This window comes from Mesorhizobium escarrei, assembly GCF_935825525.1.
In the GTDB taxonomy this organism is placed as follows: domain Bacteria; phylum Pseudomonadota; class Alphaproteobacteria; order Rhizobiales; family Rhizobiaceae; genus Mesorhizobium; species Mesorhizobium escarrei.
Window position 1 is genome coordinate 138,570 of sequence record NZ_CAKXZT010000035.1, and the last position, 22,375, is coordinate 160,944.

Below are 22,375 nucleotides of genomic sequence, written 5' to 3' on the forward strand. Positions count from 1 at the left end.
TCGAGCCACATCGCCCTCCCACATGGAAAACCGGCGCGGTCTGTGACCGCGCCGGTTCTTTCGGCCCAAGGGCGGGCGATTTGAAAATGGTTAGCGCGACACGAAACAGTTGCCGCCGGCCGCCTTGTAGTTGGTGCACAGGTTGATCGCATCGTTACGCGACTTCGCCGGGACGCGGACGCGATAGAACGTTCCCTTGCCGGCGATCTCGGCTTTGACGATGTTGGCCGTGTGGCCGGAGAGCACGCTGCCATAGCGACGCTGCAGATCCTGATAGGTCGACTGGGCGCTTTCGACGGTCGGCTGCGAAGCGATCTGCATCGACCACGAGCCACCGCCGGTCGAGGCCGCCGCCGGACTGATCGACGCAACCTGGTCGGGCTTGACCTCACCGACGACGTCGACCGGCTGGTCGGACGGACGCTGCGGCGCCACCGGAACCGTGGCCGGCGTGTTGGCAGGCTGGGTGGTTTGGGCTTCAGCCTCAGCCGTGGGCGCGGCCACCAGATTGACTGTTTCCGGCTTGACTGTTTCGGCCTGGTCGCCGGCCACTGGGTCGCCGCCCAACAGGTCGCCACTTGCCTGGTCGGCAACAGACGGTACGGTACCGGTCTGCGCCGCGTCGCCGGCCTGACCCGCCGGGGCCACAAGCTGCGGCGCCGGATCGACAGGCTCGACGGCAGCCACCTGCGATGCAGTAGGCGCCGGATTCTCGCGCGCAACCAGTGAACCATCTGATTTGACCACCATGGTTCTCACCTTGCGTGGCGCAACGGCGACGACATCCGGTTCGATGCCCTGCTCAGCCTCTTGCAGAACCTGGGCGATACGATCCTCGGATTTGGGTGCCGGCGCGGCGGCGTCGGCATTTCCGGCCGCTTGCGTGCCGCCGGCCGCGTCGGCGGCTTCAGCCGTGTCGAAGTCGTTGGGCGAAAGTTCGACCACACGGCTCTGCGGCGGCTCCTTGGCCGCCACGTCCACCGGCTCTTCGGTGTTGGTGACCAGTTTTTCCTGGACCGGTTCGGCAGGCCTCGCGCCGCCCTTGGCCACGGCGTCGTAAACCTTGTTGTCCTGGTTCGGCACGACTGTGCCGCCCGGGTTTTCCGGCCTGACCTTGATCGGTGCGTTGTCCGCCTTGACGATGACCGGCGCATCGGTGCCGCCGTTGCCGCCGAAAGACAGCGCGAAGGCACCTAGACCGCCGGCGAGCGCCACGGCGCCGACGACTGCGGCGACCAGCAGGCCGCGGCGCCGGTGCCTCGCGGGCTCCTGCTCGGACAAGCCTGGAACCGACATGGCCTCGTCCAGTTCGGGGTCGTAGTCGAGTTCGTCCAGGCCAAAGTCGTTGGCTTGCGCTTGCGAAACCGGCCGGCCGCTGGGCAAGTCGCCCAGATCGAAGCCGCTGGCGGCATCGGCATAAGACGCACTGACGGGCGCTTCTGCGGGTCTCGCCGCATAGGTCCGCGTTTCAACGCGGTCGGGCTCATAGCCTGACTGGAACCCGGCCGCTGACTGGAAACGGGCCCCTGACTGGGAACCGGCCCCCGGCTGGAGTCCGGCCCCCGGCTCGAATCCGGCTCCCGGCTCGAATCCGGCCCCCGACTCGAATCCGGCATTGTAGGATTCGTCGTCATACGCCGCGCTGCGCGCCGGGGCGGCAGCGACGTCCACGGCACTCATTTCCGTGAGAAGGCTGGCGAACTCGGCATCGAGATCGTCATAGGCAGGCGCCGGCGGTTCGTCTTCGTTGAAGTCGAGTTCCGGAATATCGAGGTCGTCCGCCAGCGCTACGACGCGCTCGGGCACATCGACCGTCTCGACATCGGGCATCTCTTCATATGCAGAGGCCTGTTCGGTTTGCGCTGGCGCAGGTGCCGCATTGGCCGCATCGCCTTCGGCCGGCTCATCCTGAGCCGGCTCATCCTGATAGGACGGTGCCGCAGTCGTTGGCGGTGTCGTTGTTTCTGTGGTCGCCGAAGCCGTCGGCTGGACTGCAAAGGCAGGCTGCGGCTGTGCGACCGGCGTTACGCGGCTCCACGAACGGGCCGGCGCAGGCGCGGCGGAGGGTGCCGCCATCCAGCTGAGCGATTCATTCGGATCCTGCTGTGGAGCGGCGGCCGCAACGTCATCGCCGTCGCCATGATCCAGACCGATGTCCTTGGCGAAGGCGGCGTGCAATGCATCGTCGTCGAAATCGATATCAGCCGGTCCGGCAGCATCTTCAGCGCCGAAATCCTGGCCCTCGAGCCCGTCGAGGAGAACGGTGTCGAGATCGGCGTCGGCGGCCTGAACCGCGTTATCATTCGGCTGCTCCGAAAGGTCTTGCTCGTCAAGGCTCCAGACCAGTTCGTCGGTGGGATCCACTGGTTTGTCGGCGGCTTTTCCAGCCGCGGCTACAGGTTGCTGAACCATGGCGGGTTCATTGGCCGCGGACGCTGCCGCGGGGGCAGCCCGTGTCCTCATGGTGCCCAACAGCGCGTTCAATTCGTCTTCGAGGCTCCGCTCCTCAGCGACGGGGGCTGGGGCTGCCGGCTGGGCCACGGCGGCTGGCGCCGTCGGTTGGGCTGCAACGCCGGGGGCCTGAGTAGCCGGCTCCTCGGCTTCCTCGGCAAGCGCGTCGTCGAAGCTCAATTCAAAATCGGCGTCGAACGCATCTTCCGGGGTCGCGGCGGAAGGCTGGTCCTTGGCGATAGCCTCCGGTTCGTCAATTTCTGGCTCGTCGATTTCGACCGGTTCAGCCGTGCGGATGTCGAAATCCATGTCGACGTCATCCATGGCGACGTCGGCCATGGTGTCGTGGTCGGCAAAGTCCTCATCGGACCCATCCGAAACGGCCCGAACAGGCGCAGCAGGAGCTTCAACAGCGGCCTCCGTCGGCTCATGTTCGTCGAGCATCAGTTCGTCTTCGAGCGAGCTTGCGACGGCCTTGTCGAATTCATTGTCGAAGGCGGGTTCGGCGGCCGGCGCGGAGATGTCGGCGGCTTCGGCAGCCTGCTCCAAGGGCACGTGCTCGTCGAGCATCAGCTCGTCTTCGAGCGAGCTTGCGACTGCGTTGTCGAATTCATCGTCGAACACGGGTTCGGCGGCCGGCGCGGCGGTGTCGGCGGCGGTATTCTGTTGGGCCTTGTCCGTCGCATCGTCGTCCAGCCGGAAATCCTGTTCGAGCGACGCAGCGAGTTCGTCGTCTACCGGCAAATCGTCTTCGAACGGCGACACGTCTTCGAGCGAACTGGCGATCGCATGGTCGAAATCGTCGTCGAACGCCGCTTCAACAGCCGGCTCGGATAGTTCGGCAACACCAGAACGCACGTCGGCGGCGGCAACGGCATGGGCAGTTTCGTCGGCCGTGTCGTCGTCCAGCCGGAAATCCTGTTCGAGCGACGCGCCTAGCTCGTCGTTCGCAGGCCTGTCGTTCACCAGCTCATCGTTCACTGGTAAATCGTCTTCGAATGGCGACACGTCTTCGAGCGAACTGGCGAGCGCATCGTCGAAATCGTCGTCGAAAGCAGCTTCAACAGCCGGCGTGGATGCTCCGGCAACGCCAGAGCGCTCGTCGGCGGCAGCAACGGCATCGGCGGTTTCGTCCGCCGCATCGTCGTCCAGCAGGAGATCCTGCTCGAGTGACGCGACAAGCTCGTCGTCGATTGGGTCAGTGGCGGCCGCTTCGAAAGTCGGCTCGCGAAGCTCGGTTGCGCCGTCATTGTCGTCGGCGCCGAATTCGCCCATCAACTCCTTCTCGAGGTCGATGTCGAAGTCGCCCTCGTCCGCCGGCTGACTTGCTGCAGCCGCCTTCGGCTGGGCCTGCGGCTTGACCGGCTGGCGCGGGTCGAACCCCATGATCCTGGTCAGTTCCGCGAACGGATCATCGTTGGCGATATCGTTTTGGGCGGCTGCTCTCAGTTGGGTTCTGTCTGCCATTATTGTTCCCGAACTCGCACTCATTCGGACGCCGTGGACGTCGCGTAGGGTTGGCCCTTACCAGCGCAATGTGGGCAAAAGGTGACAGGTTTTTTTAGTCAAACCTAACGCATTTCGGTGGGCGCATCGGCTCCGATCAGCGTCAGGCCGGACGTCAAAACGTCCGAAACAGCCTGCACCAGCCCTAGTCTGGCATGCGTCAATTGTCGGTCGTTAACCTTAACAAAACGTAAGTCGGGATTTTCGGTGCCGCGGTTCCAATGTCCGTGGAAGCTGGAGGCGAGATCGTAGAGGTAGAATGCCAGCCGGTGCGGCTCGAGCGCAAGTGCCGCGGATTCGATCAGCCGCGGATATTCCGCAAGCTTCCTGATAAGGCCGATCTCGCCTTCGTCGGTCAGCGAAGCGGTGGCGGCGGCCAGCCGATTGCGGTCGAAATTGGCCTCGCCCAACTGTTCGCTCGCTTGCCGGAACACCGAATGGCAGCGCGCCGAAGCATACTGCACGTAGAACACCGGATTGTCCTTCGACTGCTCGGTCACCTTGGCGAAGTCGAAATCGAGCGGCGCATCGTTCTTGCGGTAGAGCATCATGAAGCGGATCGGGTCGCGACCGACCTCCTCCACCACTTCGCGGAGCGTTACGAAATCGCCCGACCGCTTCGACATGCGGACCGGTTCGCCCTCGCGAAAAAGCCTCACCAACTGGCAAAGCAGCACGGTAAGCTTCACCTCGTCGCCGGAAATCGCCCGGGCGAGCGCTTCCAGGCGCTTCACATAACCGCCATGATCGGCGCCAAGCACATAGATCAGCTCGACGAAACCGCGATCGACCTTGTCCTTCAGATAGGCTACGTCCGCGGCAAAATAGGTGAAGGTGCCGTCCGACTTGACCAGCGCCCGGTCCATGTCGTCGCCGACCGCTGTCGAGCGGAACAGCGTCTGCTCGCGATCCTCCCAGTCGTCCGGCTTCTCGCCCTTGGGCGGCGGCAGCTTGCCCTTGTAAATATGGCCCTTGAGCGTCAGGTCGTTGATCGCCGAGCGGATTTTCCGGGCGTTGTCGGCGTGCAGGGTGCGCTCCGAGAAAAAGACGTCGTGATGCACGTTGAGCAGCGCCAGATCCTCACGGATCATCGCCATCATCGCATCGATCGTCCTGTCCTTGACAATGGCAAGCGCTTCTTCGTCCGGCATCTGCAGCAAGGAACGGCCAAATTCGCTCGCCAGAGCCTGGCCGACCGGCACGAGATAGTCGCCCGGATAGAGCCCGGCAGGAATCTCGCCGATGTCGTCGCCCAGCGCCTCGCGGTAACGCAGCATGGCAGAGCGGCCGAGCACGTCGATCTGCGAGCCGGCGTCGTTGATGACATATTCCTTGGTCACGTCGTAACCGGCGAAAGCCATCAGATTGGCGAGCGCATCACCCACCACGGCGCCGCGGCAATGGCCGACATGCATCGGTCCGGTAGGGTTGGCCGAGACATATTCGACGTTGGCCTTCTTGCCGCCGCCTACGGTCGAGCGGCCGTAATTGCGGCCTTCGCCGAGCAGCGCAGTCAGGTGCACCTGCCAGAACGCGTCCTTGAGCCTGAGATTGACGAAGGCCGGACCGGCAACGTCTGCAGCGGCGATGTCGGCGTCGGCGCGCAGCGCTTGCGCCAGCCTTTCAGCCAGTGCGCGTGGGGACTGGCCGGTCGGCTTGGCCAGCACCATTGCCGCATTGGTCGCCAAGTCGCCATGGCTGGCGTCGCGCGGCGGCTCGACGGCGATGCGCGACAAGTCCAGCGAACCGCCGTCTTTGTCTTTCAAATCAAGCGCTTCGACGGCTTTTATAATTCGCGCGTTGAAATCGGCGAAGATGTTCATTGGGGTGGCTCTGGCTCTGGCGGCTTTGCGGGAATCCGGCTTATTGGCCGGCAAAATCGAGCCCCGCCTAGCTTAATTCAGGCGTATGGTCAAACAACCGGCGGTGTTCCTTCAAAGCGTAGGTATCCGTCATGCCCGCCAGGAAATCGGCGACGCTGCGCGCCTTGATGCGATCGTCAGCCCGGTCGAGCCCTTCGCGCCAGCCATCGGGCATGGCGCGCGGATCGGCGAAATAGGCCTCGAACAGGTCGTTGACGATCTGCTCGGCCTCGTTGCGCACACGCATGACCTCGTTATGCCGATAGAGATGCTTGTAGAGAAAGGCCTTCAATTCCTTTTCGAAAGCAGCCATTTCGGCTGAAAAGGTGACCATCGTCTCGCCTGCCGCCCTCACCGCGTCGGCGCTGTCCGGCTTGATGCGGGCCAGATTGGCGGTGGTGGAAACGATGACATCCTCGACCATCATCGTGATCTGCCGGCGCATCAGTTCGTGCCCTGTCCTCACATCGTCCAGGGCCGGATAGCGCCGACGCACGCCTTCAAGGATCGAGCCGGGCAGCGAGACCTTTTCCAGCATGTCCAGTGTCAGGAGGCCTGACCTCAGGCCGTCGTCGATGTCATGGGTGTTGTAAGCGATGTCGTCGGCGATCGCCGCGCACTGCGCCTCGATGCCGGCGAAGCGGTCGAGTTCGAGGTCGTGCAGCTCCGAATAGTCGCGGATCGCTTGCGGCACCGGCCCCTTCAGCCCGTTTCCGCTGGCGTCGGTCAGCGGCCCGTTGTGCTTGACCAACCCCTCCAGCGTCTCCCAGGTGAGGTTCAGCCCGTCGAATTCGGCATAGCGGCTCTCCAGCCGCGTCACCACGCGCAGCGACTGTGCATTGTGGTCGAAGCCGCCCCAGACCGCCATCTTGTCGTTCAGCGCGTCCTCGCCGGTATGGCCGAAGGGCGTGTGACCGAAATCGTGCACCAGAGCCACCGCCTCGGCGAGGTCCTCGTCGCCGCACAGCGCCCGCGCCAGGGCGCGCGCGATCTGCGCCACCTCGATCGAATGCGTCAGCCGGGTGCGGTAATGGTCGCTCTCATGCGCGACGAACACCTGCGTCTTGTGCTTCAGCCGGCGGAATGCCGTCGAATGAATGATGCGGTCGCGGTCGCGCTGGAACGGGGTGCGGGTCGGGCTCTCCACCTCGTCGAACAGCCGCCCGCGCGACTTTGCCGGATCGCAGGCATAGGCGGCGCGTGGCCGATAACCAAATCCGATGTCGCCCAACTCATTTGTCATCGCCCCAACCAGTTTTCCATAGCCAATGCCGCAGTTGACTTGCCCCCTCGCGCTTCATACCTATTATGTGAAACCGAAAGCAAGGTGACGCCCATGGGCGCTGATGCCAAGACCGCCATGAAAGTCGAAATGACCGACGCCGCCGCCAGGCGGATCGCCAAGATTGTGTCTGGCGAAGCCGGCAAGACGGCCTTGCGCGTTTCGGTCGAGGGCGGCGGCTGCTCCGGTTTTTCCTACAAGTTCGACCTGGTCGACACCCGCAACGATGACGACGTCGCCATTGAGAAGGACGGTGCCACCGTGCTGATCGACGACCTCTCGCTGGTCTATATGGGCGGCTCGGTGATCGATTTCGTCGACGATCTGATGGGCCAGTCGTTCCAGATCAGGAACCCGAATGCGGTCGCCTCGTGCGGTTGCGGCACCAGCTTCAGTATCTAGAAAATGCCTACCATTGGCGCGGTCCGTCAGGTCGCGCTTTCAGCCGGCCGCGATCTCGATGCAACGCTGGCGTTTTGGCACGACGTGCTCGGCATGACCGTGCACGCACGCTTTGATCCGCCTGGCATCGCCTTCATCATGGCCGGCGACGTACGGCTGCTGTTCACCGATGGCCTGCCGGCCGGCACAGTCTATCTCGACATATCGGGCCTTGACGATTTTCACGCCTCGGCAAAAGCCACCGGTGTCCCCTTCACCGCGCCGCCGATGCTCGTCCACCGCGATACCGAGGGCCTGTTCGGGCCGGCGGGGGAAAGCGAATGGATGGCCTTCCTAAAGGACCCGGCAGGCAATACGATCGGCCTTGTCGAACGTCATCCGTCGGAACAGCACTGAGGCCGCCATGAAAATCGTCACCTGGAACATTAATGGCGTTCGGGCCCGTATCGGCAATTTGACCCACTGGCTGACGGAAAGCGCCCCCGATATTGCCTGCCTGCAGGAGATCAAGACGGTCGACGAGCAATTTCCGCGGGCCGAGATCGAGGCGCTTGGCTACAACGTCGAAATCTATGGCCAAAAGGGTTTTAACGGCGTCGCCATCCTGTCGAAGCTGCGCTTCGACGAGGTTATCAGAGGCCTACCGGGCGACGATGCCGACGATCAGGCGCGTTTCATCGAGGGCGTGTTCTCGACCGACAAGGGCGCGTTGCGCGTTGCCTCGCTCTATCTGCCGAATGGCAACCCGATCGATGACGAGAAGAAGTTCCCCTACAAGCTGTCCTGGATGGCGCGGCTGGAGCGCTGGGCCGAGGAAAGGCTCGCGCTCGAAGAGGCGCTGGTGCTGGCCGGCGACTACAATGTCATCCCCGAACCGATCGATGCGAAATTCCCGGAGAACTGGCTCAGCGATGCGCTGTTCCAGCCGCAGACCAGGCAGGCGTTCCGCCGGCTGAAGAACCTCGGCTTCACCGAAGCCGTGCGCGCGGTCACCGACTCGCCGGACATCTTTACTTTCTGGGATTATCAGGCCGGCGCCTGGCAGAAGAACAACGGCATCCGCATCGATCACTTGCTGCTCTCGCCCGAGGCCGCCAATCGCTTTTCCTCGGGGTCGATCGAAAAGCACGTGCGCGCCTGGGAAAAACCCTCTGATCACGTGCCGGTGGCCGTCGAACTGGGTTTTGCGCCAATCTGATCATTTTGGAGCCCGGACCGCCGGGCTCCCGGTTGATAGACCGTCATATCGCCACAATCGGGGTTTCCGATGCAATCCGGGTTCGGCCGGGGTTCAGGATGACGATCAGGTTTGCGATTTGCCCATGTGCCGCCGCGCTCGCCCTCGCGGCGACGCCGGCGTTTGCCGATCCTGCATGCCTGGCCAACGGAACATCATTCCAGATCGGCCAGGTCGCCTGCCTGACGCTTTCCGGCCGGAGCCATCTCGCCCGCTGCGACATGGTGCTCAACAACACGTCGTGGACAAGAATTCGGGACGATTGTCCTGAAACCACGCTAGCGCCGCCGGCCACGCCGATTTCAACGCCGAAGTCCGGTCTCGTTCCGACGAAACCGACCGAGAATTGATCTCGACTTTTCGAGATTCCCCAACCTTCCTGACAATTGACCCAGTCTTTCCTGGCGGTTGGCATCGTGCTGGCTCCGCGACTACTGGTCGCCAGCGCCCTTGGTGAGGATGTCGTCGGCCAGCGAAATCGCGGTGCGGCGGTCGGCCTCGCCCGCGGCGGCAAACGCCTCTTCCTGCATGCCGCGTATCCATGGCTGGTCGGAAGGCGCGGCCCGTTCAAGCGCCGCGGTCATCATCGCCAGCCCCCGAACGATCTTGCCGCTCTGGAAGAGCAGGTGGCCGAGCGTCGCCTGCGCGCCGGCATGGCCCTTTTCCGCAGCGAGCTGGAACCAGCGTCCGGCCTGCTTGATGCTCGCCTTGACGCCGCCCTTGCCATTCAGGAAGATCTGGCCCATCTCGAACTGGGCATTCGGGTTGCGGTAGTTGGCGGCGGCGCGCATGTAGTACTCTTGGGCGGCCGCCTCGTTCTCTTTGATCGGGCTGCCGGGGATGCCCTTCCTCAGATAGTCGCCGAGCGCCACGAGCGCATCCGAGACATAGCTCTCTTCCGGCGAACCGGGCTCGACGTCCTGATCGACGATCTCGCTGAAGAACTTGAACGCCGCGTAGTCGTCACGCTCCACGCCGTCTCCCTCGGCATACATGCGCGCAAGCTTCCAGGTGGCGCCGATCTGGCCGTTTTCGGCCGCGTATTTATAAGCCTCAGCAGCCTGCTCCTTGCGGCCGTTCTTGTAGGCGGAGAAGCCGAACTGGAACACCGCCCACGGGCTCGACTGCGGCTTCACGCCGGTCTTGTCGTCGAACACCTTGTCGTCGAAGGCCATGGCCTGGCCCGCGGCGCCCAAGGTCGCGCCAAAAGTGGCGATCGCGACCAGTGCCGAAAAGACAGACAACCTCAGCAACTCAGATATCCGCATAACAATGTGTTTCTCTCGCACCACCGGGATGGGTGACCGCCCCGTCGCGGGCAGGCCCTACCGTTTGTGCATATTTCCAGATCGCGCCCGACTGATAGTCGGTCGCGCGCGCCTTCCATGCCTTTGCCCTGGTCGCCAGTTCGGTGTCGGACAGCGCCACCTCGATGGTGCCGTTCACCGCGTCGATCGAGATCAAGTCGCCATCCCTGAGCAGCCCGATCGGGCCACCCACGGCGGCTTCCGGCCCGACATGGCCGATGCAGAAACCGCGTGTCGCGCCCGAAAAACGCCCGTCGGTGATGAGAGCCACCTTGCCGCCCATGCCCTGGCCATAGAGAGCCGCCGTCGTCGATAGCATTTCGCGCATGCCCGGACCGCCGCGCGGTCCTTCGTAGCGGATCACGAGGACCTCGCCTTCGCTGTAGCTGCGATCCGTAACCGCCTGGAAACATTCCTCTTCCGAATCGAAGCAGCGCGCCGGACCAGAGAATTTAAGCTCCGACATGCCCGCGACCTTCACGATCGCGCCCTCGGGGGCAAGGTTTCCCTTCAAGCCCACGACGCCACCCGTTTGGGTGATTGGTCGGTTGGCGGGACGGACCACATCCTGGCTATCATTCCAGGCAACGTGCTCCATATTTTCGGCTAAAGTGCGGCCGGTCACGGTCAGGCAGTCGCCATGCAGGTAGCCGTGGTCGAGCAACGTCCTCATCAAGAGCGGAATGCCGCCGGCCTCGAACATGTCCTTGGCGACATATTTGCCGCCCGGCTTCAGGTCGGCGATATAAGGCGTCTTCTCGAAGATCCTGGCGACGTCGAACAGGTCGAACTTTATTCCCGCCTCATGCGCGATCGCCGGCAGATGCAGCGCTGCGTTGGTCGAGCCGCCGGTGGCCGAGACCACGGTCGCCGCGTTCTCCAGCGCCTTCAGAGTGACGATGTCGCGCGGGCGGATATTCTTAGCGATCAGTTCCATGATCTTTTCGCCGGAGGCGAAATTGAAGCGGTCGCGCATCTCATAGGGCGCCGGCGCCCCGCAGGAATAGGGCAGCGCCAGCCCGATGGCCTCGGCGACGGTGGCCATAGTGTTGGCGGTGAACTGGGCGCCGCAGGAGCCGGCCGACGGACAAGCGGCTTGTTCGATTTCAAGGAGTTCGGCGTCGCCGATCGTGCCGACCGAGTGCTGGCCGACGGCCTCGAACACATCCTGCACGGTGATCTGCCTGCCCTTGTAGGAACCGGGCAGGATCGAGCCGCCATAGATGAAGATCGATGGCACGTTGAGCCGCACCATGGCCATCATCATGCCGGGCAGCGACTTGTCGCAACCGGCAAGGCCGACCAGCGCATCGTAACAATGGCCGCGCATGGTGAGTTCGACCGAATCGGCGATGACCTCGCGCGACACCAGCGACGATTTCATGCCCTGGTGGCCCATGGCGATGCCGTCCGTGACGGTGATGGTGCAGAATTCGCGCGGCGTGCCGTTAGCCGCGGCGACGCCCTTCTTGACCACCTGCGCCTGGCGCATCAGCGAGATGTTGCAGGGTGCCGCCTCGTTCCAGCAGCTCGCGACGCCGACCAGTGGCTGCGCGATCTCGGCCGCCGACAAGCCCATCGCATAGAGATAGGAGCGGTGCGGCGCACGCGCCGGACCGACGGTCACATAGCGGCTGGGCAGCTTGGCCTTGGAGATGACTCTTGCGTTCATACTCTTCCCTTGCCGCGAGCGGTGCGACCTGCCCCACTGCCGAGCCTTTTGGCACGTGTCCCGGGACAAATTCGAGGTGCGGACAAATTCGAGGTGCGCCGGGTTTATGGCGGGAAGTAGGCAATGTCGGCGGGCGCCGTCGTGGCGCGAGGGATGTTCAGAAACTGTTGCCAAAACATCACGATCGCGTGAGGCAGAGGGAAGCGGCGTAATTGCAACGCCGCTTGGTCTCCGGGAAGCCCCTCAAGTAAAAAAGCCGGGTATGACCCGGCTTTTTACTATTTGAAAACATGTATTTAGAACTTGACCTTAACCGAAGCTGAGCCGGCAAGGAGCAGATCGTCGTCATATGTGTAGGAGACGGCATTTGCCGTGTCGCCAACGCCGGTGAAGGTCGACGACCCACTGGTCAGGACACCGATCGAGCCACCAAGTCTGACCTCGATCTTGTCATTCGGCGAATAGGAGATGCCGCTGGCGACGGACCAGGTGTCCGACTGATAGCCGGAGGTCGTCGAGGTTCCACGATCCCAGGTCAGCGAAACCGCGGCCGACAATTGGTCGGTGAACTTGTGCGCTATGCCGCCCGAAACCGTCCAGCCGTCGCGATAAAGCAGGTCGAAGGAAACTGGCGAGGGAGCACCGGTTACAGGGCTGCGCACACCGTTGATGGGGATGACGCCAAGCTTGCTCCATTCCTGCCAGCGGATCGAACCAAACGCCAGCCAGCCGGGCGCTATGCCGCTCTGCAGCTTGAGTTCCACGGCCTGGGGTATCTCAGCCGAGGCGGAGACAGGGAAGACCCCGGTGGCGCCTGGAATCAGATCCGCCGGAAAGGCGCCCCTGAAACCGGTCGTGTCGACGGTTCCCGACAGTTCGTCATATTTATAGCTCGAAGAGTAGACCAGGCTTGCGCGAAGGGCGATTTCGGGAATTTCATAGGCGGCGCCAGCACGCCAGCCCCACGCCTCGTCGGAAAGCTGGAACTTGCCGAGGCCGGTATTGCCGAAGGCCAGCAAGGTCTGGCGCGACAGAAATGCATCGACCTCCTGGTAGGAGACCCCGCCGATGAACCGCAGGGCGCCCTTGCCGACATTCACCTTGTAGGAGCAGGTAAAGCCGAAATCATGTGTTCTGACGTAGTATTCGACCGCTGATGGCGAATAGGCGTTGTTCATTCCGAAGTCCGCCTCCGCGCCATACGGTTCCGTATAGGTCGCAAGGCAATCCACTGGTTCAAAAATGTTGGCCTTGATGCCGATGCGCGGCACCGCATAGTCGCCACCAACGTCCACTGACGGGGACGACAACGCAACTGGGTTTGGCGGGGAATCCAGGCGCTGCACATTCTTCAGTTTGCGCTGTGGCGAAACATAGGTGACGCCGGCGTCGAACGAATATGGCGCGGCATCGAACAACTGGTCGATGTTGACACCGCCCCGGTCGAAGCCGCCAGCGTTGGCAACGCCCGACGTCAACAGCGAAAAGCACCCCGCCCCCAGCAGCGCTTTCAGACGCAAATTGTTCATGAATCTCCTCCCCTAGTACGAATGGACTAAGCTAGACCCAATTCAAGTTAACGGCGCAACAACGAATTCTCGATGCGTACATGTACACCTTCGCCGACCGCATTTCAGACAGCGTGACAGCTTCACCGCAGAGCCGGAAAATGGCCCGTTCGGTTGCAAATCGAGAAAAAAACTCGGAAAACTCACCTGGAACGGCGCAAAAACCGCCCGTTTTGCGGCAACCGAGCCCGTTGTTACATTATGGCAACAATGGGGCTAAAACATTCCGTTTACGTCAAGATTTACGCTGCGGAATGCCTATTTTTCGTGCAGGAAGGCGGTCCGAAAAGCGAGTTCGCAGGACTTGCGATTCCTGAGCATCAGGCCAAAAAAGCGGAAGCCGAGTTTGGCAAATCCGCTCCTCAGCCAATTTTTTTCTCAAACACCAGGGATGGCTCAACCGGCTTCGCGCACGCGTGTCAGAGCCACTGAAAGCTTCTCTTGCGCCTCGCGATATTCGGCGAGTTTTTCGCGCTCGGCTTCCACGACATCTTCCGGCGCGTTGGCGACGAATTTGTCGTTGGACAGCTTCTTGTGCAGGCGGGCGATCTCTTCGGTCACCTTGACCAGCTCCTTTTGCAGCCGCGCCGCCTCGGCGGCAAGGTCGATCAGGCTGCCGAGCGGCAGGCAGATGGTGGCCTCGTTGAGCACGATCTGGGCGGAGCCCTTGGGCGCCGTATCGACAAGCGAGATGTCGCCGACCCGCGCCAGTCGCTTGACGGCCGAGGCCTGACGCTCAAGCCTTTCCCGGGTTGCGGTATTGGCGCCGATCACCATCAGCGGCGCGATCGCCGCCGGCGGCACGTTCATTTCCGAGCGCACGGAGCGGATGCCTGAGACCAGATCGACCAGCCAGTTGATGTCGGCGGCCGCTGCCTCGTCCTCGAAGTCGGGCGACGGCCACGCGGCATGGCAAAGCAGCGATGGCCGTTCCTTGCCCCCACCCGATGTCTCAGCCCACAGCTCTTCGGTCATGAATGGCATCATCGGATGCAGCAGCTTGTAGATCTCGTCGAGCACGAAGGCGACGCAAGCCCGGCTCTCGGCCTTGGCAGCCTCGTCCGGACCTGTGAACACCGGCTTCAGCAGTTCCAGGTACCAGTCGCAGAACAGGTTCCAGACGAAGCGGTAGGCCGCGCCCGCAGCCTCGTTGAACCGGTATGAAGTGATGCCATCGGTAATTTCGCGCGCCGCGCGCGTCAGTTCGGTCAGTATCCAGCGGTTGACCGCCAGCTTGGCGTCGTTCAGCCAGAACTCGTCGTTTCTCGCGACGTCGTTCATCTCGGCAAAACGCGTCGCGTTCCACAGCTTGGTGCCGAAGTTGCGGTAGCCGGCGATACGAGCCGGATCGAGCTTCACGTCACGCCCTTGCGCGGCCATCACCGTCAGCGTGAAGCGCAGTGCGTCGGCGCCATATTCGTCGATGAGATCGAGCGGGTCGATGACGTTGCCTTTCGACTTCGACATCTTCTGCCCGTTCTTGTCGCGCACCAGCGCATGGACATAGACGGTGTGGAACGGCTCCTCCCCCATGAAATGCAGGCCCATCATCATCATGCGAGCGACCCAGAAGAAGATGATGTCGAAGCCGGTTACCAGCACGTCGGTCTGGTAGTAGGTCTTCAGCTCCGGCGTCTGGTCCGGCCAGCCGAGCGTCGAGAACGGCCACAGCGCCGAGGAAAACCATGTGTCGAGCACATCCTCGTCGCGGATCAGGATCTCGCCCGGCTTGAAATTTTCGAGTTTGTCCTCGACCCAGGCCTTCCACGGCCCTTCCAGCGCCAGATAATATTCAATTGCGGCGGCGAGCGCCTCCTCCTCGGTCTTCTCGACGAAGATGCGGCCGTCCGGCCCGTACCAGGCCGGGATCTGGTGTCCCCACCAGAGTTGGCGCGAAATGCACCAGGGCTGGATGTTCTCCATCCAGTCGAAATAAGTCTTCTCCCAGTTTTTCGGCACGAACCTGGTGCGGCCCTCGCGCACTGAGGCGATCGCCGGCTTGGCGAGCTCCGCCGCGTTCGCATACCATTGTTCGGTCAGGAACGGTTCGATCGGCACGCCGCCGCGATCGCCATGCGGCACGGCATGGCGATGCGGCTCAACCTTTTCGAGGAAGCCGCCCGCCTCCATCAGCTCAACGATCTTTTTGCGCGCGACGAAACGATCGAGGCCGTTGAGCTCATCCCAGACGGCCTGACGCTCGGGTGTTACCTCCAGTCCGGCGAGAAACTCGTCATTGTCGGTGAGGGTGACCGCCGCCTCGACGGTGAGGATATTGATGGCCGGCAGCTTGTGGCGCCTACCGACCTCGAAGTCGTTGAAGTCGTGCGCTGGCGTGATCTTGACCGCGCCGCTGCCTTTCTCCGGATCGGAATATTGGTCCGCCACCACCGGGATCTTGCGGCCAACGATCGGCAGGACGAGGTTCTTGCCGACCAGATGCCGAAAACGCTCGTCGTCGGGATGCACCGCCACCGCCGTATCGCCCAGCATCGTCTCGGGCCGCGTCGTCGCCACGGTGATGAAGGTTTTTGGATTTTCCGGATCGAAAACCTCGCCCTCGACGGGATAGCGGAAATGCCAGAGATTGCCGTTGACCTCCTGCTGTTCGACCTCGAGGTCGGAAATCGCAGTCAAGAGCTTCGGGTCCCAGTTCACAAGGCGCTTGTCCTTGTAGATCAGGCCTTCCTTGTAGAGGGTGACGAACACTTCGAGCACCGCTTTGGACAGACCCTCGTCCATGGTGAAACGCTCTCGGCTCCAGTCGGCCGAGGCCCCCAGCCGCTTCAACTGGTTGAAGATCGCGCCGCCGGATTCGGCCTTCCACTCCCAGACCTTCTCGATGAACTCATCGCGCGTCAGGTCGCGGCGGTGGATCTGCTTCTCCATAAGCTGGCGCTCGACTACCATCTGCGTGGCGATGCCGGCGTGGTCCATGCCGGGCTGCCACAGCACGTTCTTGCCGCGCATGCGCTCGAAGCGCACCAGAATGTCCTGCAGCGTGTTGTTGAGCGCATGGCCCATATGCAGCGAGCCGGTGACGTTCGGAGGCGGGATGACGATGGTGAAGGCTTCCGCGCCCTCCTCGGCGCCTACGCCGGCACGAAACGCGTCGGCCTCCTCCCAGACTTTGGCGATCTTCGGCTCGACGATTTTTGCGTCGTAGGTTTTTTCGAGCATGGAAAGGCGTCCGGGCTGTCGGGTTTTTGCTGGTCCGGTGTAAATCGGAAGGTTTTGGCCAAGTCAACCGCGAGCGGCAGGCAAGCGGGCTCGCCTGCATACAGATAGATCGGACAAGATCGCAGGCAATGCCACTGCCGAGGTCGTAGGCATTGCATCGCGCATCAACGAAGACGTCGCCCACCGCGGCAGGGTTCATCCGTCGACCGTCGGAATTATTACTGTGCGCCGCGCGCTACGCGTTCGATTTCCTCGCGCACCAGCCGCTCGACCAGCGTCGGCAGATTGTTGTCCAGCCAGTCCTGCAGCATGGGCCTCAGCATCTCCTCGGCCATCTCGTCGAAGGTTTTCTTGCTGCGGCTGGCGAACGCATCGGAAAGCTCGCCGAAGGCGGCGGCAACTTGCCGGCCCGTATGTTCGGAAAGAATCGCCGGACGCGTGGACGGTGCCTCGCTCGTCGCCGGGCGCGCCAACCCGCTTCGCGGCGCGGCCGGCTCGAAAGCATGTTCGGCCGCGTCCTCCAAAACCTCAGCCTTCGGTTCGGCGTCCGGCGTCTGTCGCAGCTCAGCCCTGTCTGGGGCCCTGTCCGGCTTGGCCACGATCTTCGCTTCGCCAATTGCGGCGATATCACGCCGCCACCCGGCAACGATACTGTCGGTCGTCTCCGCAACCCTTGCCGTCGCAGACGCATCCGGCTCCAGCTTGGCGGCCGCGGCCGCTTCGGCCGCGACCCTGTCGCCAGCAAACGTCACGGGCGATTTGACCGGAGCCGGATCGGAACGCGCCGGCGGCTCCACGCGCGCGAAGACAGGCTTGACGGCCGACGGCTGCGCCTGCACCTCGGTCAGCGTGGCCGGCCTCCTGGCGTCGAACCCAGGACGCAACTCGGCGCGAAACGCACTCACCTCAGGTGGCGTCCCGCCTACCTCCGGCGGCGTCCCGCCTGCCGCCGGTGCCGGCACAGCTACCGACGTCAGATCCTGCAGCAGGTCATCCGTTTCGTCCGGCTGCTTGCGGCCGGTGTCGTTGTCCTCGATGATCCTTCTGATGGAAGCCAGTATCTCCTCCATGGAAGGTTCGCGCTGTACGCTGCTTGCCGTCGCCATCGTCACATCCGCCGCCCTTGTGACTCGTTGCAGATTTCCTGTCCGGCCAAAGCCGGATTCGAATCATGGCAACAGCGTAACCGACGGATCGCCTTACGAGAATCCCCAATCTGAGGGCATGTTGGATTTCAACAGATTAGAGCCCGCGCCTCCTTTTTTGGACGCGCGGGCTCTAAATAGCTTGAAACTGGACGGAAGTTGAAACTGGTGAGGTGATCAGCGGCCGTCTGGCGTGCGCAGGCCGATCCACTTGTCCTTGACCGCATTGTAATGTTCTTCGGGCTTGTATTTCACTACCTGAAGGGCGAGACGCTCGACCGAAAGACGACCGATAGCCGACAGGATGGCATAGCTCGCCACCACCAGATCGCGTTCGGCGCCGGCCTGGTTGATCTTGGCGGTGATGAGGGTAGCCTGCGCGTTGAGAACGTCGAGCGTGGTGCGCTGGCCGACATTGCGCTCCTCAATGACGCCGCTTAGGGCAAGCTGCGCGGCGGCGATCACCTGCCTGTTGGCCACCACGGTTTGCTGAGCGGCGGTATATTGCGTCCACGCCGAGGTCACGGCCTGCCGCACGGTGTCGCGGCTGACATCGACCTCGATCCGGGCCTGGCTGAGTGATTCCTTATTCTGACGCACTATCGCCGACGTCCGCCCGCCCGAATAGATCGGTATAGTCAAGGTGGCGCCGATGCTGGCCGAATTGGTTGTGCCGTCTTGCCCCGTATCGGCGGAGCCCGGAGCTGTTCTGCGATAGGCGCTGGAAACGCCGGCGGAAGCCGAAAGCTGCGGCAGCAGTGCGCCTTCAGCCGATTTCACCGAAAACGCCGCCGCGTCGACCAGGTGCTGGGTGGCGAGGATGGCCGGGTGCTCGCTGGATGCAATCGCGATAGCCGCATCGAGGTTCGACGGCAACAGCTTCGCCAGCGGCGAAGCGGCCCTGAGCCTGCCTGGCTCGTCGCCAACGATCTGGCGATAGGTCGCAGCGCTCGCCAGCGCCTGAGCGCGGGCGGCGGCCAGTTCCGCCACAGCGGAGGAGCGCTCGGCATCGGCCTGCGCAACGTCGGTGCGGGTGCCTTCGCCGACCTCGAAGCGCGAGCGCGCCGCGCGTGCCTGCTCGGTTAGGAATTGCAGGTTCTGTTCCGTCAGCACCGCCACTTGCCGATCGCGGATCACGTCCATGTAGGCGCTTGCCGCGTTGAACAAAATGTTCTCTTCGGTGTTGCGCAGGCTCTCGACCGAGGCGCGGACCTGCGATTCGGCGGCGGCGACGTTGTTCCTGGTCTGAAAGCCGTCGAACAAGGTCTGGTCGATCTGGACGCCGAAGTTGCCGGTGGTTAACGAAAGGTCTCGACTCGGCCCGCGACGGGCATCGAAATGGCTTCTGGAGAAGTCGATGTCCGCAGAACCGGTGATGACCGGGCGCCAGCCGGACTTGGCGATGGCGACGCCCTCGTCGGTGACGCGGACGCCGGCGCGGGCCGAATTGAGCTGGGAATTGTTCTGATAGGCTTTTGAAAGTGCACCAAGAATGGTTTCCGCCGAGGCGCCTAGCGGAGAAAGCGCGGTCGCCGAGAAGAGGACGGCGGCAAAAAGACTCTTGCGTAAAGACGGCACGTTATTCCCTCGTTCGTTTTGCATGGGAACCACACCGCGCCGGCTTCTCCCATTCGGGCAGCCGGCGCGGTGTGTTTCAGGTTCCCTGCTGTCTGCCCCCAAAAGAAAACCCCGATTGTGCGGATCAGCAACGATTGTTCAAGCGCAAGCGAACATGACAACGGCTTTGCTGCAAGCCAAAATCACTCAGAACTCGAACGCACGAATACGTTCGAATCCCGGTAGTGGCTTAATTGCCGCATTAAAGGCGCCTCGACCGGTTACACCCCCCCCTGTTTTCAGGAACAATCGGGCCACGCCCGAATTCCCCTGCCCTTCGACGGCGACGAGCCGACCGCCTTCCGCAAGCTGGTCGAGCAGCGTCTCCGGCACTTTCTCCACGCTGCCGCCGATGAAAATGACGTCGTAGGGTGCTCCCGCGGCATGGCCTTCCGGCAGCGGTCCCTTGACCACGCTGACATTGTCGCAGCCCAGCGCCGAAAGCGTCGACATCGCGGTCTCGGCCAATGCCGGATCGCTTTCCAGCGCAACGACGGATTTTGCCAGCCGCGACAAGATCGCTGCCGCATAGCCGGTGCCGCAACCGACATCGAGCGCCGAATCGCCAGGGCCGATCTCGGCCAGTTGCATCAGCTTGGCCAGCGGCGAAGGCTCCATGAGATAGCGTGGGCCGTCCGCTCCATTGGCAATGCGGATGTCTTCGTCGATATAGGCCAGATCGCGCTGGCCGGGGGCGACAAAGGCTTCGCGCGGCACGACAAGCATCGCCTCGAGCAGCGGCGCGCTGGTCACATCGGTGGTGCGGATCTGGCCGTCGACCATTTTCACCCGACGTTCGGCGAAATCAGCGCTCATCTTCCAACCACTCTGCCCAAGCCAATCCGCCCAAGACCACTCCGCTTGCCGCGCCAGGACCGCGGCTCATGTCGACCGGCCCCCCGGAGCGGATGCACGGGAGCTTGGCATTTGGAGGCCTCGCCCGGAATCGAACCGGGGTGCAAGGATTTGCAGTCCTCTGCGTAACCACTCCGCCACGAGGCCTCATTGCTCCCGGCGTTCCACCCGGTTCCAATAGGTTGCGGCGAAAATGCCGTCAAGCGGCCATGGTGCATTCCGGACGGTTTCCCCTCGGCCATGATGCCACGCAAAGGAAAGCCCGGGCCCCGTCCTTACGTGCGGTAAGCAGAAGATCCGCCATTCTGAAGGAGAGCAGCGAGGGCTGGGAAAAGAGTTCCGGGGATTAGCCAGGTTGAGTTGAGCCGCCCCTTCAGGCTGGCCGCGGTGCAAAACCCGTCAGTTCGGCCGCCGCCGCCGTTCCCACCACACGACGAGCCGGCGCCGGTGGCGGCGCACCACAGCAAACTCGTAGGAGAGCACCAGCAATCCGATCGGAATCATCCAGAAGCCCAGGATCGGCAGAAAGCCGAGAATGCCGCCGAAGATCAGCACGACGCCGATTGCAATCCTGAGGCCGCGCGAGCGCGGCATGGTGAACTGACGGCCGAAGACCGATATTTTCCGTGCCGGTGGGTGGTTGTGGCTTGCTGCGCTCATATCTGGTTAGTGGTCCGTTCGGGCAAAGTAAAAGCATCAGCTGACGAAAGCCGCAACCGCCTTTTCGGTTCCGCGCACCCCGCCAGACGGCTCATATGAGGACGCGCGCACATGATTGCCAGAAATCGTGGCGCGAAAAAGCGCCGAAAAATACGAAATGCTTCTTTGCAAAGCCGAAACGGGTTTGCTATAGGCTGCGCCACTCACATGAGAGCCTCTGTTCCCCGGTAGCTCAGTGGTAGAGCAACCGGCTGTTAACCGGTTGGTCGCTGGTTCGAATCCGGCCCGGGGAGCCAACGCCCTTCCACGCCAGCGCGCGATATTGCGCGCCAGCGTACGAATTTTTCCCTACGCATTGATCCGCTTCGCTTCTGCTGGAATAGCTAGCTGTGGAGCCTCAATAGGTTGTTCCCGGCCAGACCGAGTCGGCTGATGGGCGGTTTTGAGCCGATACTGCCATGAGGTCTATGCCAGTTATAGCGGTGGAGCCATCGCGGCAGCTCGGCGTTGCGTTCGTCGGAAGTGTTGTAGGCGCGGGCATAGGCCCATTCGCGCAAGCTGGTCTGAATGAAGCGTTCGGCGTATAGGGCTTGGGGAAGATCTGGCGCAGGCCGAGACGTTTGCAAGGCTGCCCGGAAAGCCCGTGATCGGTAGCAGGAGCCGTTGTCGGTCATCACCCGCTGCACTTTGATTGCGAGGCTGGCGTAGTAAGCGACGGCGGCCTCGAGGAAGGCAACGGTGCTCTCCTTGCGCTGGTCGGGCATGACCTGGACGAAAGCGATGCGCGAGGCATCGTCTATGCAGACATGGACGAACTCCCAGCCGATGCCGTGGTGGCGGTTGATTGCACCAGGATATCGCCCGGTGATGCGGTGTCCGACAGAGCCGATCCGGCCGAGCTTCTTGATATCGAGATGGATGAGTTCACCGGGATGCTCGCGTTCATAGCGGCGCACAGGTTCCTGTTCCAGCGCGCTCAACTTGTTCAAGCCCAGTCGGCGCAGCACACGGCTGACGGTTGCTGGCGAGACGCCGACCTCGGCAGCGATCTGCTTGCCCGTCCAGCGCTGGCGGCGCAGCCGTTCGATCGTCTCGACAACCGCCTGAGGCGTTGGCTGGCGCAGCCGATGCGGCCGGGATGAGCGATCTCGCAATCCCGCCGATCCTTCGCGGCGATATCGGTCGACCCACTTGCGGACCGTCCGCGGGCAGACGCCTGCGGCTTCGGCCACGGCCTGCGGCGTCTGCCCGCTCTCGACCTGCCTTACAATTCGCTCTCGACCGCGCGGCGTCAGACGGGCATTCTTGTGGATGTTCATCCGGTCCTCCGAGAATCACTGAAGCTTCGACAACCTCAGCTTTCCCGGTCCGGGCCGGATGGACAACCTATGGAAAGGTCACAGCTAGCTAACAGCGGAGAGGCCAATCGAAGTCAGCGGTAAGTTAGCTTGGCGCCCTGCCCTCGCCTAGGCCTGCAAGCCCTCATCGTAGATTCGGCGGCGGCATCGTGAAAAGACATGCACACGGCGGGATTGCGCCTGAACGGACATCGGCTCGGCTCCGGAAAGTGTAACCCATTGGACTGCACCCTTGGGTGAGACACTAGTTAGTGTGCGTCCATAAACGGCAAG

Annotated in this window: 16 protein-coding genes and 2 tRNA genes; 5 read left to right on the top strand and 13 right to left on the bottom strand. The window is 62.8% G+C overall.

Annotation, left to right across the window (positions count from 1 at the left end; genetic code table 11):
• Positions 1 to 90: 90 nt before the first annotated feature.
• From NMG80_RS03305 to NMG80_RS03315, 3 genes are all read right to left on the bottom strand, one after another.
• Positions 91 to 3,918 (bottom strand): SPOR domain-containing protein, encoded by a 3,828-nt coding sequence (locus tag NMG80_RS03305; protein ID WP_254016813.1) that lies wholly within the window; start codon positions 3,916 to 3,918, stop codon positions 91 to 93.
• 104 nt (positions 3,919 to 4,022) lie between these two features.
• Positions 4,023 to 5,780, bottom strand: coding sequence for an arginine--tRNA ligase (gene argS, locus NMG80_RS03310; RefSeq protein ID WP_254016814.1), 1,758 nt, complete (start codon positions 5,778 to 5,780; stop codon positions 4,023 to 4,025).
• 67 nt (positions 5,781 to 5,847) lie between these two features.
• Entirely contained in the window at positions 5,848 to 7,062 is a 1,215-nt protein-coding gene (locus NMG80_RS03315; protein WP_254016815.1) for a deoxyguanosinetriphosphate triphosphohydrolase, read from the bottom strand.
• Positions 7,063 to 7,155: 93 nt separating this feature from the next.
• Between NMG80_RS03315 and erpA the strand changes: the two genes are divergently transcribed.
• The 4 genes from erpA to NMG80_RS03335 all read left to right on the top strand — a co-directional run bounded on the left by erpA (position 7,156) and on the right by NMG80_RS03335 (position 9,090).
• The gene (gene erpA / locus NMG80_RS03320; RefSeq protein ID WP_006335221.1) at positions 7,156 to 7,503 is read left to right on the top strand and encodes an iron-sulfur cluster insertion protein ErpA; all 348 of its coding nucleotides are present in this window, start codon (positions 7,156 to 7,158) and stop codon (positions 7,501 to 7,503) included.
• A gap of 3 nt (positions 7,504 to 7,506) precedes the next feature.
• Complete coding sequence (locus NMG80_RS03325; RefSeq protein ID WP_254016816.1) at positions 7,507 to 7,899, top strand: VOC family protein; 393 nt, start codon at positions 7,507 to 7,509, stop codon at positions 7,897 to 7,899.
• Between the two features lie 7 nt (positions 7,900 to 7,906).
• Positions 7,907 to 8,701, top strand: a complete 795-nt coding sequence (xth, locus tag NMG80_RS03330; protein ID WP_254016817.1) for an exodeoxyribonuclease III — start codon at positions 7,907 to 7,909, stop codon at positions 8,699 to 8,701.
• Positions 8,702 to 8,799: 98 nt separating this feature from the next.
• A complete protein-coding gene (locus tag NMG80_RS03335) occupies positions 8,800 to 9,090 on the top strand; it encodes a hypothetical protein (RefSeq protein WP_254016818.1) in 291 nt (96 codons plus the stop codon).
• Between the two features lie 81 nt (positions 9,091 to 9,171).
• Here NMG80_RS03335 and NMG80_RS03340 read toward each other — a convergent pair whose 3' ends face one another.
• The 9 genes from NMG80_RS03340 to NMG80_RS03380 all read right to left on the bottom strand — a co-directional run bounded on the left by NMG80_RS03340 (position 9,172) and on the right by NMG80_RS03380 (position 20,744).
• Entirely contained in the window at positions 9,172 to 10,008 is an 837-nt protein-coding gene (locus NMG80_RS03340; RefSeq protein WP_254016819.1) for a tetratricopeptide repeat protein, read from the bottom strand.
• Positions 9,995 to 11,719 carry a dihydroxy-acid dehydratase gene (gene ilvD, locus NMG80_RS03345; RefSeq protein ID WP_254016820.1) on the bottom strand — a complete coding sequence of 575 codons (1,725 nt, stop codon included), beginning with the start codon at positions 11,717 to 11,719 and terminating at the stop codon, positions 9,995 to 9,997. Before ilvD ends, NMG80_RS03340 begins: the two co-directional genes overlap by 14 nt.
• Before the next feature lie 296 nt (positions 11,720 to 12,015).
• The gene (locus NMG80_RS03350) at positions 12,016 to 13,248 is read right to left on the bottom strand and encodes an OmpP1/FadL family transporter (RefSeq protein ID WP_254016821.1); all 1,233 of its coding nucleotides are present in this window, start codon (positions 13,246 to 13,248) and stop codon (positions 12,016 to 12,018) included.
• 435 nt (positions 13,249 to 13,683) lie between these two features.
• Positions 13,684 to 16,467 carry a valine--tRNA ligase gene (locus NMG80_RS03355; protein WP_254016822.1) on the bottom strand — a complete coding sequence of 928 codons (2,784 nt, stop codon included), beginning with the start codon at positions 16,465 to 16,467 and terminating at the stop codon, positions 13,684 to 13,686.
• A 218-nt stretch (positions 16,468 to 16,685) separates the two neighbouring features.
• Positions 16,686 to 17,573 (bottom strand): PopZ family protein, encoded by an 888-nt coding sequence (locus NMG80_RS03360; protein WP_254016823.1) that lies wholly within the window; start codon positions 17,571 to 17,573, stop codon positions 16,686 to 16,688.
• Positions 17,574 to 17,789: 216 nt separating this feature from the next.
• Positions 17,790 to 19,190, bottom strand: a complete 1,401-nt coding sequence (locus NMG80_RS03365) for a TolC family outer membrane protein (protein WP_254016824.1) — start codon at positions 19,188 to 19,190, stop codon at positions 17,790 to 17,792.
• 186 nt (positions 19,191 to 19,376) lie between these two features.
• Positions 19,377 to 20,045: a protein-L-isoaspartate O-methyltransferase family protein gene (locus tag NMG80_RS03370; RefSeq protein ID WP_254016825.1), complete on the bottom strand. Its 669-nt coding sequence runs from the start codon at positions 20,043 to 20,045 to the stop codon at positions 19,377 to 19,379.
• Between the two features lie 112 nt (positions 20,046 to 20,157).
• A tRNA-Cys gene (locus NMG80_RS03375) sits at positions 20,158 to 20,231 on the bottom strand.
• Positions 20,232 to 20,483: 252 nt separating this feature from the next.
• Complete coding sequence (locus tag NMG80_RS03380; RefSeq protein WP_254016826.1) at positions 20,484 to 20,744, bottom strand: hypothetical protein; 261 nt, start codon at positions 20,742 to 20,744, stop codon at positions 20,484 to 20,486.
• A 221-nt stretch (positions 20,745 to 20,965) separates the two neighbouring features.
• Here NMG80_RS03380 and NMG80_RS03385 point away from each other — a divergent pair.
• Positions 20,966 to 21,040: transfer RNA gene (locus NMG80_RS03385), tRNA-Asn, on the top strand.
• 87 nt (positions 21,041 to 21,127) lie between these two features.
• On the opposite strand, the gene NMG80_RS03390 is transcribed toward NMG80_RS03385, so the two are convergent.
• The gene (locus NMG80_RS03390) at positions 21,128 to 22,063 is read right to left on the bottom strand and encodes an IS481 family transposase (RefSeq protein WP_254016827.1); all 936 of its coding nucleotides are present in this window, start codon (positions 22,061 to 22,063) and stop codon (positions 21,128 to 21,130) included.
• Between the last annotated feature and the right edge of the window lie 312 nt (positions 22,064 to 22,375).

Bases quoted from the DNA above. Each gene is read 5' to 3' on its own strand.
- NMG80_RS03390 (WP_254016827.1), bottom strand. From the start codon at position 22,063: ATGAACATCCACAAGAATGCCCGTCTGACGCCGCGCGGTCGAGAGCGA.
- NMG80_RS03305 (WP_254016813.1), bottom strand. From the start codon at position 3,918: ATGGCAGACAGAACCCAACTGAGAGCAGCCGCCCAAAACGATATCGCC.
- NMG80_RS03355 (WP_254016822.1), bottom strand. From the start codon at position 16,467: ATGCTCGAAAAAACCTACGACGCAAAAATCGTCGAGCCGAAGATCGCC.
- NMG80_RS03380 (WP_254016826.1), bottom strand. From the start codon at position 20,744: ATGAGCGCAGCAAGCCACAACCACCCACCGGCACGGAAAATATCGGTC.
- NMG80_RS03315 (WP_254016815.1), bottom strand. From the start codon at position 7,062: ATGACAAATGAGTTGGGCGACATCGGATTTGGTTATCGGCCACGCGCC.
- NMG80_RS03350 (WP_254016821.1), bottom strand. From the start codon at position 13,248: ATGAACAATTTGCGTCTGAAAGCGCTGCTGGGGGCGGGGTGCTTTTCG.
- ilvD (WP_254016820.1), bottom strand. From the start codon at position 11,719: ATGAACGCAAGAGTCATCTCCAAGGCCAAGCTGCCCAGCCGCTATGTG.
- argS (WP_254016814.1), bottom strand. From the start codon at position 5,780: ATGAACATCTTCGCCGATTTCAACGCGCGAATTATAAAAGCCGTCGAA.
- NMG80_RS03360 (WP_254016823.1), bottom strand. From the start codon at position 17,573: ATGGCGACGGCAAGCAGCGTACAGCGCGAACCTTCCATGGAGGAGATA.
- xth (WP_254016817.1), top strand. From the start codon at position 7,907: ATGAAAATCGTCACCTGGAACATTAATGGCGTTCGGGCCCGTATCGGC.
- NMG80_RS03340 (WP_254016819.1), bottom strand. From the start codon at position 10,008: ATGCGGATATCTGAGTTGCTGAGGTTGTCTGTCTTTTCGGCACTGGTC.
- NMG80_RS03335 (WP_254016818.1), top strand. From the start codon at position 8,800: ATGACGATCAGGTTTGCGATTTGCCCATGTGCCGCCGCGCTCGCCCTC.
- NMG80_RS03370 (WP_254016825.1), bottom strand. From the start codon at position 20,045: ATGAGCGCTGATTTCGCCGAACGTCGGGTGAAAATGGTCGACGGCCAG.
- erpA (WP_006335221.1), top strand. From the start codon at position 7,156: ATGGGCGCTGATGCCAAGACCGCCATGAAAGTCGAAATGACCGACGCC.
- NMG80_RS03325 (WP_254016816.1), top strand. From the start codon at position 7,507: ATGCCTACCATTGGCGCGGTCCGTCAGGTCGCGCTTTCAGCCGGCCGC.